Source organism: Chryseobacterium ginsenosidimutans (genome assembly GCF_024807225.1).
Classification (GTDB): domain Bacteria; phylum Bacteroidota; class Bacteroidia; order Flavobacteriales; family Weeksellaceae; genus Chryseobacterium; species Chryseobacterium ginsenosidimutans.
In genome coordinates, this window is sequence record NZ_JANUCO010000001.1 from 198,111 (window position 1) to 215,233 (window position 17,123).

Genomic DNA, 17,123 nt, shown 5'->3' on the forward strand with positions numbered 1-17,123 from the left:
GCTTTCGAGTTTTTATTCTTTTATAATTTTTTTCCTGATGGTTCCTTTATCGCTATCAATCAAGATCATATACGTTCCTTTCGGAAGATCTGATAGATTATATGATTCTGATTTTCCGGTGAACGTTTTCAATAATTTTCCGGACATATCGATGACAGAAATTTTTGAGTCAGATTTTAAATCAGATTTAATGTAAAGATTGTCTTTTACAGGATTTGGATAAATTTCAACTTTATCTTTAAGCGAAACATCAGAAGTCGCCAAAACATTTCCTGAAATAACAACATCATCTACAACAACTCCGAAAGAATAATCTCCTACATCATCGTAAACAAATCTAAGTTGGAAATTAGCATTTGCATATGGTGTTAAATCAATATTTGTAGCATTTGCATACGTAGTAAGTACGTAGGTAAGTGTACTCAAATCGATGGTAAAATCTCCTGCCGCTCCTGAAAAAGTGAAGACCTGAACCCAAGAAGTTCCGTTAAAAGCTTCAACTTTCAGGGTTGAATCATCGTCATAAATGATATTGGCATATTTAAAAGACAATTTAGGATTAGAAACTGCCGAAAGGTTAATCACAGGCGAAACCAATCTTGCATTGTGGTTTACACTTCCCGGTCCTGCATCGTCATCGTCAAAAAAAGCCGCACCATTCGGAAATGAAGAAAACCCGGCCGCTGCTCCCACCCCCCAGTTGTAAGCGGTATCGGGGTTATTGACAGTCCATCCGGAAGGCATCGTTCCAGCGTTGAAATTTTCGGAAAAGATTTGCGCATTGCTAAAGGCACACACAAACAAAAGGGGGAATAATAATCGTTTCATGGTAGTTGTTTTAGTGGTTATGCAAAATTAACCATTAATTTTTTAACATAATATGATTATGGTTGAAAAGATTGATATTTAACTTATTTATAAAATTAAAAAGACTTCCAAAAATTTTGAAAGTCTTTTATTATAATTTGTATTTAAAACTAGTTTAGCTTAGCATTTTTTGTGCTTTTTTTACCCCTTCTACCAATACATCAATCTCATTGAAAGTATTGTAAACGGCAAAACTTGCTCTCACGGTTCCTGCGATATTAAAGAAATCCATGATAGGCTGCGTACAGTGATGCCCAGTTCTTACGGCAACGCCTAATTTATCGAGAATCATTCCTACGTCAGAAGCAATTCCGATTCCTTCCAGATTAAAGGAAACAACACCTGTTCTGTTGGCTTTTTCGCCGTAAATTTTTAATCCTTCAATTTCCAAAAGTTGTCTTTGAGCATATTCCAGCAAAGCATTTTCATGATTTTGGATGTTTTCCTGCCCTACTTTCTGGATAAAGTCTATTGCTGCTCCTAACGCAATATTTCCACCAACATTTGGCGTTCCTGCTTCAAATTTAAAAGGAAGACCTGCATACGTCGTTCCGTCGAAAGAACATGTCGCAATCATTTCTCCTCCTCCATGAAACGGCGGCAAATCTTCAAGGATCTCCTGTTTCCCGTATAAAATACCTGTTCCCATCGGAGCATACATTTTGTGTCCGGAGAAAACGAAGAAATCACAATCCATTTTCTGAACGTCAATCGTAAAGTGTGGTGCAGATTGCGCGCCGTCGATGACAATATAAGCGTCTGAATTTTTTCTTGTTTTAGCAATAATTTCTTCGATAGGGTTTACAATTCCCAACGCATTTGAAACCTGATTAACAGAGACTACCTTTGTTTTTTCACTTAAAAATTCATCCAGATAATTAAGCTGAAGAATTCCATTTTCATCCATCGGGATTACTCTTAATTTTGCCCCTGTTCTGTCACAAAGCAATTGCCATGGAACGATATTCGAGTGATGCTCCAGATAAGAAATAATAATTTCATCGTCTTTTTTTAATTTTTGAGTTAAAATATAAGAGATGAGATTCAATCCTTCTGTAGTTCCTTTCGTAAAAATGACTTCAAAATCGTGTTTAGCATTAATGAATTTCTGGACTTTTCTTCTTGAAAGCTCCATTTCTTCGGTTGCCAACTGACTTAATGTATGAATTCCTCTATGTACGTTTGCGTTAAGCTCTGTGTAATATTGATTCCAAACTTCCAACACTGAATTTGGCTTTTGAGATGTCGCTGCATTATCTAAGTAAACTAATGGTTTACCGTTCACTTCCTTGTTTAATATCGTAAACTGACTTCTGATTTCCTGAATGTCAAACATTTATTAAATTTTTAAATTAAAACGCTCTTATTTAGAACACTTCAAATTTACGGCTTTTTTTCCGAAAGAAAGTTTTCAGGAGAGGGTTCATTGTTGTGGGTTGATAGAAAGATTCGATGAATAAATTATATTTCTTTAATCGCTTATCAGTAATTCAAGTTTATTAGCCTTGAAACATTGACTTTTGCGCATAAAAAAACCTGCCAATAAAATTGACAGGTTTAATATTTTCAAATAAGTAATCCTTATTCTGCTGCTGCTTCTTCAGTTGCAGGAGCTTCTCCTTCAACTTCAGCCACAACTTCTTCATCATCATCGTCATCTGCTGCTGCACCACCTTTAGCTGCATTTCTAGACATTTTAACAGCTACAACAACTGCATTGTCTGGGTGTACGAAAGAATATCCTTCTGTTTTGATACCTCCAACATAAAGTTTGTTACCAATTTTAAGCGCAGTAATATCTACAACGATCTCGTCTGGCAAGTTTGCAGGAATAGCTTTTACTTTCAATTTTCTGAAAGACTGACGTAAAACACCACCAGCTACAACACCTTTAGAACGACCTGTAATTCTTACCGGAACCTCCATAACAACTGGCTTATCCTCAGATAGTTGATAGAAATCTGCGTGAAGAATTTTGTCTGTAATCGGGTGGAACTGAATATCTTGAAGAACAGCAGGAATTACCTGTCCGTCAACCTCAATAGATACCGTGTGTGCTTCAGGAGTATATACCAAACCTTTGAATGCTTTCTCTGCTGCAGAGAAGTTCAATGGCTCGCCACCTCCGTAAACAACACAAGGAACTAATTCAGCATCACGTAAAGCTTTTGTCGACTTTTTGCCCACGCTTTCTCTTTTTGTACCTTGAATTGTAATAGATTTCATTTTATAAAAATTTAAAAAATTGTTTAATTTTAGTTTACAAACAGCTAAAAATCAATTAAATAACAAATTTACTGCTAATTGATTGATGCTCATGAACCATCTTCATAACGTCTGCAAATAATGGGGCGCAAGATAGCACTTTTATTTTAGTTGTCAAATTATTTTTTACAGGAATTGAGTCAGTTACAATAACTTCCAATAATTTTGAGTTCTCAATATTTTCATAAGCCTTCCCAGAAAGCACTCCGTGAGTCGCCATAGCTCTTACAGATTTTGCTCCTTTTTCCATTAAGATGTCTGCTGCTTTGCAAAGTGTACCTGCAGTATCGATCATGTCATCAATAAGGATAACATTCTTGCCTTCTACATCTCCGATAAGGAACATTTCCTCAACAACGTTTGCTTTTTTTCTTTCTTTATAAGCAATTACTACATCTGCACCAAGGTGACCTGCATAGTTTTTCGCTCTTTTTGCACCTCCCATATCCGGAGAAGCGATGGTAAGTTTATCCAATTTCAGATCTCTGATATAATCTACGAAAATTGTAGAAGCATATAAATGATCCACCGGAATTTCAAAAAAACCTTGGATTTGATCCGCGTGAAGATCCATCGTCATAATTCTTGTTGCTCCTGCAGCAGTCAAAAGATTTGCCACCAATTTTGCGCCGATTGGCGCTCTTGGCTTGTCTTTTCTGTCTTGTCTTGCAAGTCCGAAATAAGGAAGTACAACGGTAATGCTCTTTGCAGATGCTCTTTTTGCAGCATCAATCATTAGAAGAAGCTCTAATAAATTGTCTGCCGGAGGGAATGTAGATCCAATTAAGAAAACTCTTCCTCCTCTTACAGATTCATCAAGAACCGGCTCGAATTCGCCATCGCTGAACTCCTGAAAGTTGATTTTTCCTAATTCTTTCCCATAATGTTGGGCAATTTTCTCTGCCAAGTCCTTACTCGTCCTTGTACTAAATAGATAACTTAACTGATCGGCCATTTTTACTTTTTAAAGATTTTGCAAATTTAAAAAAAAACCACAAGAATTAGTCTTGTGGTTTCTAAGTTTTTATTTATATAAACATTAAGGGAATTTTATGCCCGAATATTTATTAGGATCTACCTCTGGAAGTGTAGATCTATATTTTTTATTTATTGATTTAATAAACTCATTGGCAACGATAGCATATCCTCTACCTGTAAGGTGAACTCCGTCTAGTGAGAAAGTACCCCCTGTAACGAATTTTGCAGAGTATTTTACTCCGTCCCAAGAAATTCCTGATTGAGAATTAAGATCAACCATTTTGTTGTTTGCATCTACGAACGCCAATCCGTAAGAATCTGCCAATCCCATGATTGCTGTATTATAAGCATCTACTGCTGTTTTTACTGCAGCTGCTTCTGTTTTAGATAAAACATGCTGATTTTCCAATGGGTAAGAAATTCCATACACATTAACCGGCGAAGGAGCTCCCGTCACAGGAGTTCCAATTACAGATCTTGAAGTAAGAAGAATATAGTCTTCTACTGTTGTCTGTCTTGCCTGTCCGAAAATCTGCCCGAAAGCTGTTGCCGTAGGAAGACCCAATGAAGGAGTAAGAGCAGCCGTAAGCTGTGCAGATAAATTAGGTAAAGAAACATCCTTTATTAAAACAGGATTTGAAGATGTAGAAGAAAGTAAATTAATTCTGTCTCCAGCTCCGAAAGCTGTTAAAGCTTGTTTTAATGGTCCATACAAATTCGTATTCAAAGTCGTTAGATTCGTGCCTAAAGCAGCAGGAGTCAAAGGATTATAAGGCACTGTTGTAAAAAACGGAATAGATGTAACATAAGGGATATTCGCAATAACACCTTTTGTAGCACCCCCTGCTTTTAATTTGTCTAAACCTGCTTTTATAGCACCCGCAACAAGAGCTGGGCTGGAAATATCATTAGGCTTATAAGTAGTAGCATCTACGCTGGTTTGTACTGTTGCGGGAGTATAAGTTGTAATTCCACCAACAATGGCTGAGTTTGTACCTCCGTTGGTTGCATAGCTTAACACATCGTTATTCCCTATCCAGTAAGAAAAGAATGTCGGGCTTTTCGCTACTGCATCATCTACAACAGACGAAGTATTGCTTGAAGAAAACCTTGCATAATAAGGATTTGCTGTTCCCAATAAAATTCCTGAAGGGTTTCCGTAGTTCGGAGCTACCAAATGAAATGATTTTGCGCCCGGAACCCCGAAATTATTTAGTGGTCCTGTAATTTTAGTTAAAACATTTGTAGTAGGAGTTCCTGCAACATTTATAATATCCGGAGAAACCGTTTGTAAATGATTTAATATAAAGTTTTGTTGACTGAATAGTATTTCCTAATAACACTAATCCTCCGTTATTATCCGCCATTAAAGGTTGTACGAAGTTTCCTCCACCTGCAAGTTTCATTTGCCCTGCAATAATGTTTGGATAAGATTCATTCTGCCCGTCGATATACAAAGCATTATCTCTATATCCTGAAGTCAGTGAATTTCCTATAGAAACATAGTTTTTAAAATTTGCTTCTCCGGAAGTCACCACAATATCTTGTACATCTTTATCGAAATCATCCTCGCAACTCGTCGTAAAGAGAAGTGCGGAAATAGCGAATGTAGAAATTATAATTTTTTTCATAGTCTTTCAATTAAAAAGGGTTGTAAGATAAACCTAAACCTAAATAGAACGCTGTAGCTTTAGCTTCTCCATAAAAGCCTAAAGCTTTATTAGTCACATTTCTTGTTTGTGGCATTGCATAACCTCCCGCAATATCAACTCCGAATTGTTTCAACTTAAATCCAACCCCACCCGTTACAACATATGTGTTGAATGAAGGCGTTTCTGCAATAAAGTTATCATCAGAATAAGGAGATTCATCATAATATGCACCAAGACGTCCGTAGATCATATTTGTGAAAGCATATTGAGTTCCTAATCTTACTGTTTTAGAATTTCTAAAGTTTTTAGGAGATACAGAAACCGTAGGATCTGCCTGATTTCCAACAGGAGCAGTGGCAAAATCCAAAGTCAGTTTGCTGTATCTAGACCATCCGTGGTAATTGAAATCACCAGAAATCAACCATTTTGGAGTAATCTTATATGTTAAACCGATTGTATATTCTTCTACCAAAGGTAACGTTGCCGAAAAACCGTCTGTTCCCGTTGATGCATCCAACCCTAATAACGGATAAATAGAAGCTGATGGGAATTTGAATGTAGCCGTACCGTCTTTAGCTTTCATATCAACCGGTGAACGGTAAGCAATACTTACATCCAACTTCGGGTCTGGTCTGAAATAGAACCCAAAACCGTAACCGTGTCCGCTCGCTTTACTGTCAAGATTAAGCTCTCCTCCGAATTGAGTAACGGCTTTATCCCAATTTACATTTCCTCTTGCATAAATATAGCTTGCTCCGAAAGCCAACCAATCATTAAATTTATATGAAACCATTGGCTGGAAATAGAAACTTTTCAGCTCAAGCTTTTCAACCATTTCTTTTCCTTCCCAATCACTCGGCCATTCAATAGTACTTCCAAAAGGAGTTGTAAAACTGAAACCAACTGATAATTTGGACGTTGCCTTATAAGCAATTGCCGCATAAAGTGGTGTTCCCATCGGGTTATCGGTGTGCGTACTTTGCAAAGTGTTTAAGTTCTGAAAAGTAACTTTGTTGCTTGCTCCAAATCCTCCCGCAACAATACTCAGTTTCGAAGGAATGAAAGACATACCCGCCGGGTTAAAGAATGCAACACTTGCATCTTCAGCATGCGCACTGGTATGTGCCATTGCCAATTGCTTTACCCCTTGCAGAGAAACCCTGAAGCCTCCCGCGTAAGATAAAACACCTGCCAATAATGCAGTTGATACTAATATTTTTTTCATAGACCATTATTATATAACCCAAATATAAAATTATTTTAGTTATACCTGTTAATAAATCATAAAATTTTAAACAATATAAACAAAGAAAATTATGTTTAAAATAACACTTTCACAAAAAAGGGACTTAAACAGATAGCTGTTAGAGGATTAATAGAATTTTAACGAACAATCTAATCATTTGTTTAATATTAAACAATCATGTTTCGGAATATTTGAGTATTTTAGAATTGCATAAAGATAAAAAATTATAAATTTGCAAGATTAAATATATAATATATGAGTTGTGGATGTAAAACATCCGGCGATTCTGCACATTCTTGCGGACCCAAGAAAACCGCGAATGGCTGTGAAAATGTAAATACCTGTGGTAATAGTTATAAATTAAGTGTTTTTGACTGGCTTTCTAACATCAACAATCCCACACAGAACAGATGTGATTTTGTGGAAGTTAGATTTAAAAATGACAGAAAATCGTTTTTTAAAAATGTAAATAATATCCCGTTACATATAGGTAGTGTAGTAACAGTAGAATCAAGTCCCGGACATGATGTAGGTGTGGTAAGTCTCACCGGAGAACTAGTGAAAATACAGATGAAGAAGAAAAAATCTTCTGAAGAATTGGCACTTAAAATATACAGACAGGCCAACCAGAAAGATCTGGAAGTTTGGCAGGAAGTAAGAAAAAAAGAAGATAACGTAAAAATAGACGCCCGAAAAATTGCTCACAGATTAGGTCTTGAAATGAAGATCACAGATGTGGAGTATCAAGGGGATGCATCGAAAGTCACATTCTATTACACCGCAGATAACCGTGTGGATTTCAGAATGTTGATTAAAGAATACGCCGGAGCTTTCCGAACGAAAATCGACATGAAGCAGATCGGTTTCAGACAGGAAGCTGCAAAAGTAGGCGGAATCGGATCTTGTGGAAGAGAACTTTGCTGTTCTACTTGGTTAACGGATTTCAGATCTGTAAATACCAACGTGGCAAGATATCAGCAATTAAGCATCAATCCTCAAAAATTGGCAGGACAATGCGGTAAGCTTAAATGTTGTCTTAATTACGAATTAGACAGTTATCTTGATGCATTAAGCAATTTCCCTTCTTCTTCAACCATGTTGGATACGGAAAAAGGAAGAGCTTTCTGTATTAAAATCGACGTTTTCAAAAAGAAAATGTGGTTTGCTTATGTAGACAGTTCTATGGCGTGGTATGATTTTGATATCGATTTGGTTAAAAAATTAATCGCAAAAAATAAAAAAGGCGAAAGAGTACCTCCTCTGGAAGACCTTAAACAACCTGAAGCTCCGTTGCAAACAATAGATCTTATTCAGGAAAACAGCGTAGACCGATTCGAGAAGAAAAACAGAAGCAATAACAACAGGAATAAACCTCAGAACAGACCTAATAATAATCAGAACAGTCAAAACCAACCTCAAGGTCAAGGTCCTAAAAAGCCCAACAACAGACCCGAAAGACAAGATCGTCCTGAGAGAACCGAAAGGCCTGAAAGACAGGAAAAGCAACAAAATCCTAATGCAAATTCTAACAACAACCAGCCAAGACAGCAAAAGCCTCAACAGCCGAAAGCTCAATTGGAGAAGATAGAAACTGCACCAAATGCTGATGCTGAGAAAAAACCGGCTCCGAATAAGAAAAAATTCAAAAAGAAATTTCCTCCAAAAAAAGACAACAATGCGTAAAATTTTAGGATTATTGACTCTTATCCTTTTCTTTAGCTGTAATTCTTCCTCTGAAGGAGAAGTTACAATGAATTCTGTTGATAATAAATGGAATAAGAAAAGCGAACAAAAATTTAATCTTGAAATTTCAGATCCCCAAAATCCTAAAAATATTATATTTGTTGTAAGAAATAACAATGATTATCCTTACAGCAACGTAAGGTTTATTGTTAATTTCACCGACCTTCAAACCAAGAAAAAAGAAACCGACACGTTGAATTACGTATTGGCAAAACCAAACGGAGAATGGCTTGGTACAGGATTTGGTGACACGAAGGAGACTTTATTTCAGTACAAAATGAACTATCAGTTTCCGAAAAAAGGGAAGTATGAAATTGGCATTACTCAGGCAATGAGAAATGATATCCTTCCGGGAATTGAAGACATTGGAGTAAAAATAGAAACGGCTAAACCGTAACCATAAATGGAAGAAAACAAAAAAAATACAGGAAATAAAGGGAAAACTTTCCCTCTTCCTCCCAAAAAGAAAAATACCGCTTGGAAAAGATGGGTTAAATTTATCTGGATCGGATTCATTGCTGTAGTTTTAGGAATTTCAGGAACTTTCTTCGCTGTTTCCCAAGGTTTTCTTGGAGAAATGCCCGATGTAAAAGAGCTTGAAAATCCGGATATTTATGTTGCCTCAGAAATCTATTCTTCAGATGGCGTTTTATTAGGCAAATTCGAAAAAGAAAAAACCCAGCCTATCATCTATAAAGACCTTCCTCCTTATTTAATTTATGCTTTACAGGCTAAAGAGGATGAGCGTTTCAAAGAACACTCAGGAATTGATTTAAAATCAATCTTAAGAGCTGTAAGATATGGTGGAGACAGAGGTGGAGGTTCGACTATTACTCAACAGTTGGCAAAACTTTTGTTCACAAAAGCGCCTTCTAAAAACCCTATTACAAGAGCTATTCAAAAGCTAAAAGAATGGGTTGTTGCTGTAAGTCTTGAGAAAAGATATACGAAAGAAGAAATTGTAACTCTCTATTTTAATAAATTTGATTTCACTTACAATGCGAACGGTATTGAAATGGCTTCAAAAATTTATTTCAATAAAAAAACCTCTCAACTTACACTTCCGGAAGCTGCCATGTTTGTTGCAATGCTAGAAGCACCTATTGCCAACAATCCTATGAGAAATCCGGAAAGAGCAAAAAGAAGAAGAGATGTAGTATTATCTCAAATGCTTGAAACCGGATATATTGACAAGGCTACTTTCGACAAAGCAACGTCAGCAAGTGTAGTTACAGATTACCATCCTATTAAAAGTATTAATGATGATTATTCTGCTTATTATAAGTTTTATTTAAGAAAGGAAATCGATCATTATCTTAGTGATTACGAAAAAGAGACAGGTAAAAAACTAAATCTTTATAAAGACGGTTTAAAAATATTCGTAACGCTTGATTCCAAAATGCAGAGATACGCAGAAGAATCAATCAGAGAACATTTAACAGATCTTCAGAAAAGATTTGATGCAGAGCAGAGAGGAAGAAAAAACTGGCCTTTCTATTATGTGAATGATAAACAAGTCAGTAGCTTAATGTTTCAGGCAATGAAGAGAACCGGACGTTACAAACAGCTGAAAGCTGCCGGAGTTTCTGAAGATTCTATTATGCTTGAATTCAAAAAGCCAATTAAAACCTCTCGTTTCACTTGGGCTGGAGAAGAAGAAGTTGAAATGTCACCTTGGGATTCTATCAGATGGCACAAAAAAGTTGCTCAGGCAGGATTGATGTCAGTTACACCAGGATCAGGAGAGATCAAAGCTTGGGTTGGAGGTATCGATTGGCAGCATTTCCAATACGATCACATTAAACAAGGGAAAAGACAGGTTGGTTCAACATTCAAACCTTTCGTATATGCAACAGCTATTATGAAACTTGGGATGACACCTTGTTCTGTAGTTTCAAATGCAAGTTTTAATAAAGGAACATATCACGTTCCGGGAAGAGGCGGAATGCTTACCTTGAAAGATGCTTTGGCATATTCGCAAAACCCTGTAGCATTAAGATTAGCTGAAATGACGGGAACTCAAAGTGTCATACAAACCGCAAGAGATCTTGGAGTAACAGAAGATATTTCTACAAGTTTACCGATGGCTTTAGGTTCTTCAGACATTACCATCTTCGAAATGGTAGGAGCTTACAGTACTTTTGCCAATTATGGTAACTACAACAAACCGGAAATGATCTGGAGAATTGAAGATGCCAACGCAAGAGTAATAAAAGAAGTAAGCGTAAATCCAAAAGAAGTAATGAACCCATTGTATGCTTACACCATGATTGAATTAATGAAAGGTGTTGCACAATTCGGTACAGCTTCAGGAGAGCTTGGAAGAAAAGGGATTTCAAAAGATGTAGAGATTGCAGGAAAAACGGGTACAACTCAGAATAACTCTGATGGTTGGTTTATGGGGATCGTTCCTAAACTGGCAACCGGAGCTTGGGTTGGATGGGAAGACAGAGCCACTCACTTCTTAGGAACCGGTGAAGGTCAAGGTGCGAAAATGGCACTTCCGATTTGGGCGATCTTCATGAAAAAAGTCTGGGCTGATAAAAGTTTAGGAATTTCACCTGATGATAAATTTGTAAAACCTTCGGAATGGAAAGACGGATGTTCTAATCTTAAAGGATTAGGCTCAGGCTACGGAGATGACGGCGGATTACAGACCATCGATGAGATTAAAAACCCTAAACCGGAAGAGACAAACGGAGAAAAAAGTCCGGGTAAAAAAGAAGACAACGTGAATGAAAATCTGAACACTGGTGAAGATATAGATTTCAATAATAAATAATTTCTCTTAGAGAAATACACAAGACCTTTCAATCATTTGGAAGGTCTTTTCTTTTATAATTAATATCTTTGAAGTATGAATATCGAAAACATCAAACAACCCTTTATAAAAATATTTCCCGGAGACTTTTCAGGCAACACGATGCAGAGAAACACTCCAAAAGTTTTGTTCTCGACCATCGATCCCGTTGGTTTTGATCATCCAAAAATGATTGCATTTAATGAACAACTGTCAGAAGAAATCGGACTGGGAAAATTTGAGGAAAAAGATCTTGACTTTCTGGTTGGAAACAATCTTCCCGAAAATGTAAAAACCTATTCCACCGCTTATGCAGGTCATCAGTTTGGAAACTGGGCAGGACAATTGGGCGACGGAAGAGCAATTCTTGCCGGAGAAATCACTAATGATTCCGGTAGAAAAACAGAAATCCAATGGAAAGGAGCCGGAGCAACACCTTATTCCAGACATGCCGATGGAAGAGCCGTTTTGCGTTCTTCTGTCCGAGAATATCTGATGAGTGAAGCCATGTTTCATTTGGGAGTTCCCACAACGCGAGCTTTAAGTTTATCTTTCACAGGAGAAGATGTAGTAAGAGACATGATGTACAGCGGAAATCCGCAGGATGAAAAAGGCGCTGTAGTTATCAGAACAGCAGAAAGCTTTCTTCGTTTTGGTCACTTTGAGTTGATGTCTGCTCAACAGGAGCACAAAACTTTACAGGAACTTGTCGATTTTACCATTGAAAATTATTTTAAAGAAATCACTTCGGAAGGCATTCAGAAATATAAAAATTTCTTTGAAAATGTGTGCAGAAGAACCGCCGATCTTATGGTTGAATGGTACAGAACAGGTTTCGTACATGGTGTAATGAATACCGATAATATGTCTATTTTAGGCTTAACAATTGATTACGGTCCTTACTCGATGATGGATGAATACAACTTAAATTTCACTCCAAATACCACCGACCTTCCGGGAAGAAGATATGCTTTCGGAAAGCAGGGACAAATTTCTCAATGGAATCTTTGGCAGTTGGCAAATGCGCTTCATCCGTTAATTAAGGATGAGAAGTTTTTGGAAGAAATTCTGAACGATTACGGAAGTTATTTCTGGGAATCTCACGATAAAATGCTTTGCAGAAAATTTGGGTTCGACGAATTGCTGAAAAGTGACGAAAGATTCTTCACCAATTGGCAGAGTTTAATGCAGAATCTGCAATTCGACTATACTTTATTTTTTAATGAACTTGAAAAATATGACGATCAAAAAGATTTAAGACAACAATTTGAAGATGTTTCTTATACTTTTTTAAATGACGAAAAATTGACCCAGTTGCAACATTTTATCACAGATTATATGTCGAGATTGGAGGAAAACACGATTTCAAAAGAAGAATCTTTGAAATTAATGCATACAACAAACCCAAAATTCATCTTGAGAAATTATCTTTTATACCAATGTATCGAAGAAATTAATGAAGGAAAAACAGACATGCTGCACAAATTAACGCATGCATTAGAAAATCCGTATAAGAGAATTTACCCTGAGTTTTCGGCAAAAAGACCTTCAGATTATGACGATATTTCGGGATGTTCGACGCTTTCTTGCAGTTCTTAATTTTAAATCATTCAAATCAATATACAAACTCATCAATTTTGATGGGTTTTTTATTTTATTTTTGCAAAAACTTTTAGCACGTGTCGAAGTTCAAAACAAAATTTATTCATTTTTTAAAGCTCCTCTTTCCTTCAACAGGGATTGAGTTGCTCGTTTTTCTTTTCTTTTTGGTCGTTTATGGATATTTGGGATCCTATATTGCCATTAATTATAAGATTATTTTCGACGATAGAATTCCTTGGGATGCTTATTTTAGTTTTGATAACAAATCGATCGTATTGTCCGGCGGAAGCTTTGAAAGACATCCTCTCTCCTACTATTTTTTCAATTGGATCAGAGAATTGGCGCTGCTTTTTTCTAATGGAAAAATGGATGGAAACTTTAGATTTGCTTTGGCGTGGTTCAGCAATATTGCGGTAAGTCTCAGTGTTCTTCAGATTTTTAAATATTTAAAAAACATTATCGGGCTTCCTTTGATGATAAATCTTTTGTTAGTCTTGTTTTTCGGATCATTTTCGACGACGATTTTGCTTTCATTTACTCCTGAAAACTTCACGTATTCTCTATTTTTTCTGACCTTATTTCACCATTATTCGGCAATAAAACTGAAAAAAGAAGAGAAGATTCCGGTTTTGGCTTTAGCCCTTTCGGGAATTTCTATAGGAGGTTTAACGGTGACAAATATTGCTAAAGTTTTCATTCCGGTTGCTTTTGAAAAAGGACTTTTCAGAAGTTGGAAAAAACTCGGAAATGCCATTTTTAGAGTAGCTTTTACCTGTATTTGCTTTATTTTACTGTATCTGAACAGAATTGATTTTAAATATGAAAATATCTTCAGCAAAACGAACGAACAGTACGAAAAGTTCTCGAATGTAAGATCGACTCCGACTTGGGATATGCTCCTTTCCTATTTTTTTGGCGGCAATATTTTGTTTTCAAATTTCATCGTTCGCGACAAGCATAATATGCAGGGTTTTGATTATAAAGGCATCATCATGGATGTCTATTCATCATGGATTCCTTATATTTTTATCGCTGTTTTATTGATTCTTATTTTTTGGAGTTATTTCAAAAATTTTAAAAATAAAATGGTTCAGGTCATCATGATTTCTTTCTTGTTGGATATTATTATTCATTGCATCATGAAATTCGGCTTGCATACCTCTTATATCTACGGCGGACATTTTGTCTTTGTTTATCCTTTACTTTTGGGCTGGCTTTTTTATGCTTACAAAGAATCTCCCAAAATGTTATCATTTCTTATGGCTGTTTTCTGCATTTTAATCACGTATCTCGCAACAAATAATTACCTGAGAATGACAGAATTCTTTTGGTTTTTAGATACTTACTATTAATAAATCTTTTTAAACAAATAAAAACTTAGCCACAAAAATTTATAAAGTTATTGTGTTCTTATTTAGAGTCTATTTAAATTTAATTCAAACATTTTAAAAGCAATACTAATTTTTTAACGTAAAGATTTAATTCATTATTAATTTAATTGAAGTGAGCAAAGACGAATCAACAAGTTGATTTGATGAAGCACTCTTTTCACGCTTTGCGAAGCAAATTTTATTTGTCTTTGCTTTCTAAAATAATGCAGAATGTAATATAATCTTTGCGCCAAAAACAATAGTAGATCCCATTTGAAAGAAGTCTAAGTCTTTCGATACAAAACTTTTACTCTCAAGAAAATATAAAAACTATATTTGAAACAGGGTTACAAAAATTTGTACTTTAAAATTTAAACAGACTCTTAAAATTTAAATCTTTTGCCACTTTTATGGTAAAATAAAAGCAACAAAAGTTTAATAAAAAAAGCCGGGAAATTTCTTTACCGGCTTTTGTATTTTATGCTAAAAAAAATCTTATTTCGCTTCAGCACAGAAGATTCTGTATTGTACAGCAATGGCAGATTTAAAATATTCTTTTACTTTTGAAAGATCAGATGCCGCACTTTGTTTTGTGAAATAACTTCCTGCCAAAATTTTGTAATTCGGTCTTAAAGAAGCATCCGTTTCCACTTTAAGATTCGGGAATCTTTTTCTGAAATACGATTTTACTTCATTCGCTTCCTCGTTACTTTTTACGGTTGTAATTTGGATTTTGTAGCCCAAAATTCTAGGATTTTTTCTGCAAATCTCCGCATTTGTCAGTTCTCTGCTCGGAACATAGATCTTTGTAGGTTTAGAATACGAAGAATCTTCATCGTCATCTCTCGAAGATATGGTACTTGTGGTTTTAGAACATTTGTCTTCTATACTTTCCAAAGCACTGTTTACTTTAGAATCCATAGTCATAATAAGCTCTGTTCCTGCCAAAGTATCTTTCCTCACAATCTGCTGTGCATCAATATTATAAAATGCTAATATAGATAATATCGAAAATAATTTAATCAAATTTTTCATTTAAACTTGTTTGCGCAAATTTAGACAAATTAAAAAATTATACCAAACACAGTTATTTAGAATAGTTACAAATTATACGTAAATGACATTTTCCCCTTTACTTATGCCGTTAAATTCCTGTTAAAAATATTATTTTTGCGGGATTGATTGAATGTTCAATATTTACTAACATAAGATAATTTAAATGATTAGTTGGAGAAAGCATTATAGACAAACGTTGATCGCAATAGGCTTATTGCTATCGACAAGTGCTTCAATTTACGGGCAGGACGGCGATCCTAAAAATGGAGAGAAGCTTTTCAAAGCAAATTGTACCGCTTGTCACGCACTAGACAAACAAGTTGTGGGACCACCTCTGAAGGGGATTGTAGAACGAGTGAAGACAGAAGGCGGTAAGGATACGGCTTGGCTTCATAAGTGGATCAAAAACAACAAAGAAGTGAGAGCTTCGGGCGACAAGTACGCTAACGAAATTTTCGAAAAATTCAACAAGACTGAGATGCAGCTCTTTCCTAATCTTACAGATAAGGATATTGATGACATCTTAGCATTTACAACTAATCCTCCGGCTCCAGAAGCGGCTCCGGCTGCTACAGCAGCACCAACAACCGATGCACAGGCAGCTCCGGCAAACTCTACTACAACAAGCGTAGTGATTATTTCACTTTTAGCAATTGCTGCTTTATTGGTTTGGATCTTAATTAAACTAAGACAATTAGTGAAATTAGGTCAGTCTGAAGACTTAGCAGGGCTGAACGAAACGAGAATAAAATCGTTTAGTGAAATCTACGAAAAGTACCATTATGTAGGTAAAGGATTGATCGCAATTCTTGCACTTCTGGCAACTTATGGCGTTTGGAACTGGATCATGTGGATCGGGGTTTACAAAGGGTACAAACCAGAACAACCTATCTATTTCTCACACAAAATTCACGCGGGAGAGCAAAAGATTGACTGTCAATTGTGTCACTCAAGTGCTAAATACGGTAAGGTATCTGAAATTCCATCAATGAACGTTTGTATGAACTGTCACAGAACAATTTCTGAGTACGGTGCAAAAGACTACATGGAACCAGGAAAAGACAAAGCATTCTACGACGGAGAAATCCAGAAAATATATGCGGCTACAGGTTGGGATCCTGCGAAACAACAGTACACAGGAAAAACTCAGCCCGTTGAATGGACAAGAATCCACAATATGCCGGATTTCGTGTACTTCAATCACTCTCAACACGTTGTAGCGGGTGAGCAAGCAATTATTAATTCTTTCAACAAAAAGAATCCTACCAACAAAATTGATGTTGTATGTAAAGCTTGTCACGGAAAAATTGATACAATGAATGTTGTTCAAATGGCTAATGACTTCACAATGGGATGGTGTATCGAGTGTCACAGAACTACTGAAGTTGATATGAACAACGGTTATAATAAAGAATACTTCAAGAATCTACATGACAAGTTGAAAAAACAATACCCGAAAGATGGTGGTAAGATTACTGTAGATGCAATTGGAGGTCTTGAGTGTGGTAAATGTCATTATTAATAACTAAAAATTAGAAGTATAA

Annotated in this window: 12 protein-coding genes and 1 pseudogene; 6 read left to right on the forward strand and 7 right to left on the reverse strand. The window is 36.0% G+C overall.

The features are described 5' to 3' along the window. Positions 1-12 precede the first annotated feature (12 nt). The 6 genes and pseudogenes from J3D55_RS00940 to J3D55_RS00965 form a co-directional block, all read right to left on the reverse strand. Positions 13-828 (reverse strand): T9SS-dependent choice-of-anchor J family protein, encoded by an 816-nt coding sequence (locus tag J3D55_RS00940; RefSeq protein ID WP_259127322.1) that lies wholly within the window; start codon positions 826-828, stop codon positions 13-15. Between the two features lie 154 nt (positions 829-982). Then, complete coding sequence (locus J3D55_RS00945; RefSeq protein ID WP_259127325.1) at positions 983-2,203, reverse strand: aminotransferase class V-fold PLP-dependent enzyme; 1,221 nt, start codon at positions 2,201-2,203, stop codon at positions 983-985. 245 nt (positions 2,204-2,448) lie between these two features. After that, the gene (locus J3D55_RS00950) at positions 2,449-3,093 is read right to left on the reverse strand and encodes a 50S ribosomal protein L25/general stress protein Ctc (protein WP_259127327.1); all 645 of its coding nucleotides are present in this window, start codon (positions 3,091-3,093) and stop codon (positions 2,449-2,451) included. A 55-nt stretch (positions 3,094-3,148) separates the two neighbouring features. Continuing rightward, positions 3,149-4,087, reverse strand: a complete 939-nt coding sequence (locus J3D55_RS00955; RefSeq protein WP_259127330.1) for a ribose-phosphate pyrophosphokinase — start codon at positions 4,085-4,087, stop codon at positions 3,149-3,151. Between the two features lie 84 nt (positions 4,088-4,171). After that, a pseudogene (locus J3D55_RS00960) lies at positions 4,172-5,741 on the reverse strand (G-D-S-L family lipolytic protein). Positions 5,742-5,751: 10 nt separating this feature from the next. After that, complete coding sequence (locus J3D55_RS00965; RefSeq protein ID WP_259127331.1) at positions 5,752-6,987, reverse strand: OmpP1/FadL family transporter; 1,236 nt, start codon at positions 6,985-6,987, stop codon at positions 5,752-5,754. A gap of 276 nt (positions 6,988-7,263) precedes the next feature. On the opposite strand from J3D55_RS00965, the gene J3D55_RS00970 reads away from it, so the two are divergent. From J3D55_RS00970 to J3D55_RS00990, 5 genes are all read left to right on the forward strand, one after another. Then, entirely contained in the window at positions 7,264-8,691 is a 1,428-nt protein-coding gene (locus J3D55_RS00970; protein ID WP_259127332.1) for a PSP1 domain-containing protein, read from the forward strand. Next, positions 8,684-9,148 carry a gliding motility lipoprotein GldH gene (locus tag J3D55_RS00975; protein ID WP_259127333.1) on the forward strand — a complete coding sequence of 155 codons (465 nt, stop codon included), beginning with the start codon at positions 8,684-8,686 and terminating at the stop codon, positions 9,146-9,148. Before J3D55_RS00970 ends, J3D55_RS00975 begins: the two co-directional genes overlap by 8 nt. Before the next feature lie 6 nt (positions 9,149-9,154). After that, entirely contained in the window at positions 9,155-11,533 is a 2,379-nt protein-coding gene (locus J3D55_RS00980) for a penicillin-binding protein 1A (RefSeq protein ID WP_259127334.1), read from the forward strand. A 75-nt stretch (positions 11,534-11,608) separates the two neighbouring features. Continuing rightward, positions 11,609-13,150: a protein adenylyltransferase SelO gene (locus tag J3D55_RS00985; protein WP_259127335.1), complete on the forward strand. Its 1,542-nt coding sequence runs from the start codon at positions 11,609-11,611 to the stop codon at positions 13,148-13,150. A gap of 80 nt (positions 13,151-13,230) precedes the next feature. Further along, positions 13,231-14,505 carry a DUF6080 domain-containing protein gene (locus J3D55_RS00990; RefSeq protein WP_259127336.1) on the forward strand — a complete coding sequence of 425 codons (1,275 nt, stop codon included), beginning with the start codon at positions 13,231-13,233 and terminating at the stop codon, positions 14,503-14,505. A gap of 513 nt (positions 14,506-15,018) precedes the next feature. On the opposite strand, the gene J3D55_RS00995 is transcribed toward J3D55_RS00990, so the two are convergent. Then, positions 15,019-15,558 (reverse strand): SPOR domain-containing protein, encoded by a 540-nt coding sequence (locus J3D55_RS00995; protein WP_259127337.1) that lies wholly within the window; start codon positions 15,556-15,558, stop codon positions 15,019-15,021. Positions 15,559-15,742: 184 nt separating this feature from the next. On the opposite strand from J3D55_RS00995, the gene J3D55_RS01000 reads away from it, so the two are divergent. Next, complete coding sequence (locus tag J3D55_RS01000) at positions 15,743-17,101, forward strand: c-type cytochrome (protein ID WP_259127339.1); 1,359 nt, start codon at positions 15,743-15,745, stop codon at positions 17,099-17,101. The last annotated feature ends 22 nt before the right edge of the window (positions 17,102-17,123 follow it).

What these genes read in the sequence shown, in the direction of transcription:
- J3D55_RS00940 (WP_259127322.1), bottom strand. Translation starts at nt 828, where the DNA reads ATGAAACGATTATTATTCCCCCTTTTGTTTGTGTGTGCCTTTAGCAAT.
- J3D55_RS00945 (WP_259127325.1), bottom strand. Translation starts at nt 2,203, where the DNA reads ATGTTTGACATTCAGGAAATCAGAAGTCAGTTTACGATATTAAACAAG.
- J3D55_RS00950 (WP_259127327.1), bottom strand. Translation starts at nt 3,093, where the DNA reads ATGAAATCTATTACAATTCAAGGTACAAAAAGAGAAAGCGTGGGCAAA.
- J3D55_RS00955 (WP_259127330.1), bottom strand. Translation starts at nt 4,087, where the DNA reads ATGGCCGATCAGTTAAGTTATCTATTTAGTACAAGGACGAGTAAGGAC.
- J3D55_RS00965 (WP_259127331.1), bottom strand. Translation starts at nt 6,987, where the DNA reads ATGAAAAAAATATTAGTATCAACTGCATTATTGGCAGGTGTTTTATCT.
- J3D55_RS00970 (WP_259127332.1), top strand. Translation starts at nt 7,264, where the DNA reads ATGAGTTGTGGATGTAAAACATCCGGCGATTCTGCACATTCTTGCGGA.
- J3D55_RS00975 (WP_259127333.1), top strand. Translation starts at nt 8,684, where the DNA reads ATGCGTAAAATTTTAGGATTATTGACTCTTATCCTTTTCTTTAGCTGT.
- J3D55_RS00980 (WP_259127334.1), top strand. Translation starts at nt 9,155, where the DNA reads ATGGAAGAAAACAAAAAAAATACAGGAAATAAAGGGAAAACTTTCCCT.
- J3D55_RS00985 (WP_259127335.1), top strand. Translation starts at nt 11,609, where the DNA reads ATGAATATCGAAAACATCAAACAACCCTTTATAAAAATATTTCCCGGA.
- J3D55_RS00995 (WP_259127337.1), bottom strand. Translation starts at nt 15,558, where the DNA reads ATGAAAAATTTGATTAAATTATTTTCGATATTATCTATATTAGCATTT.
- J3D55_RS01000 (WP_259127339.1), top strand. Translation starts at nt 15,743, where the DNA reads ATGATTAGTTGGAGAAAGCATTATAGACAAACGTTGATCGCAATAGGC.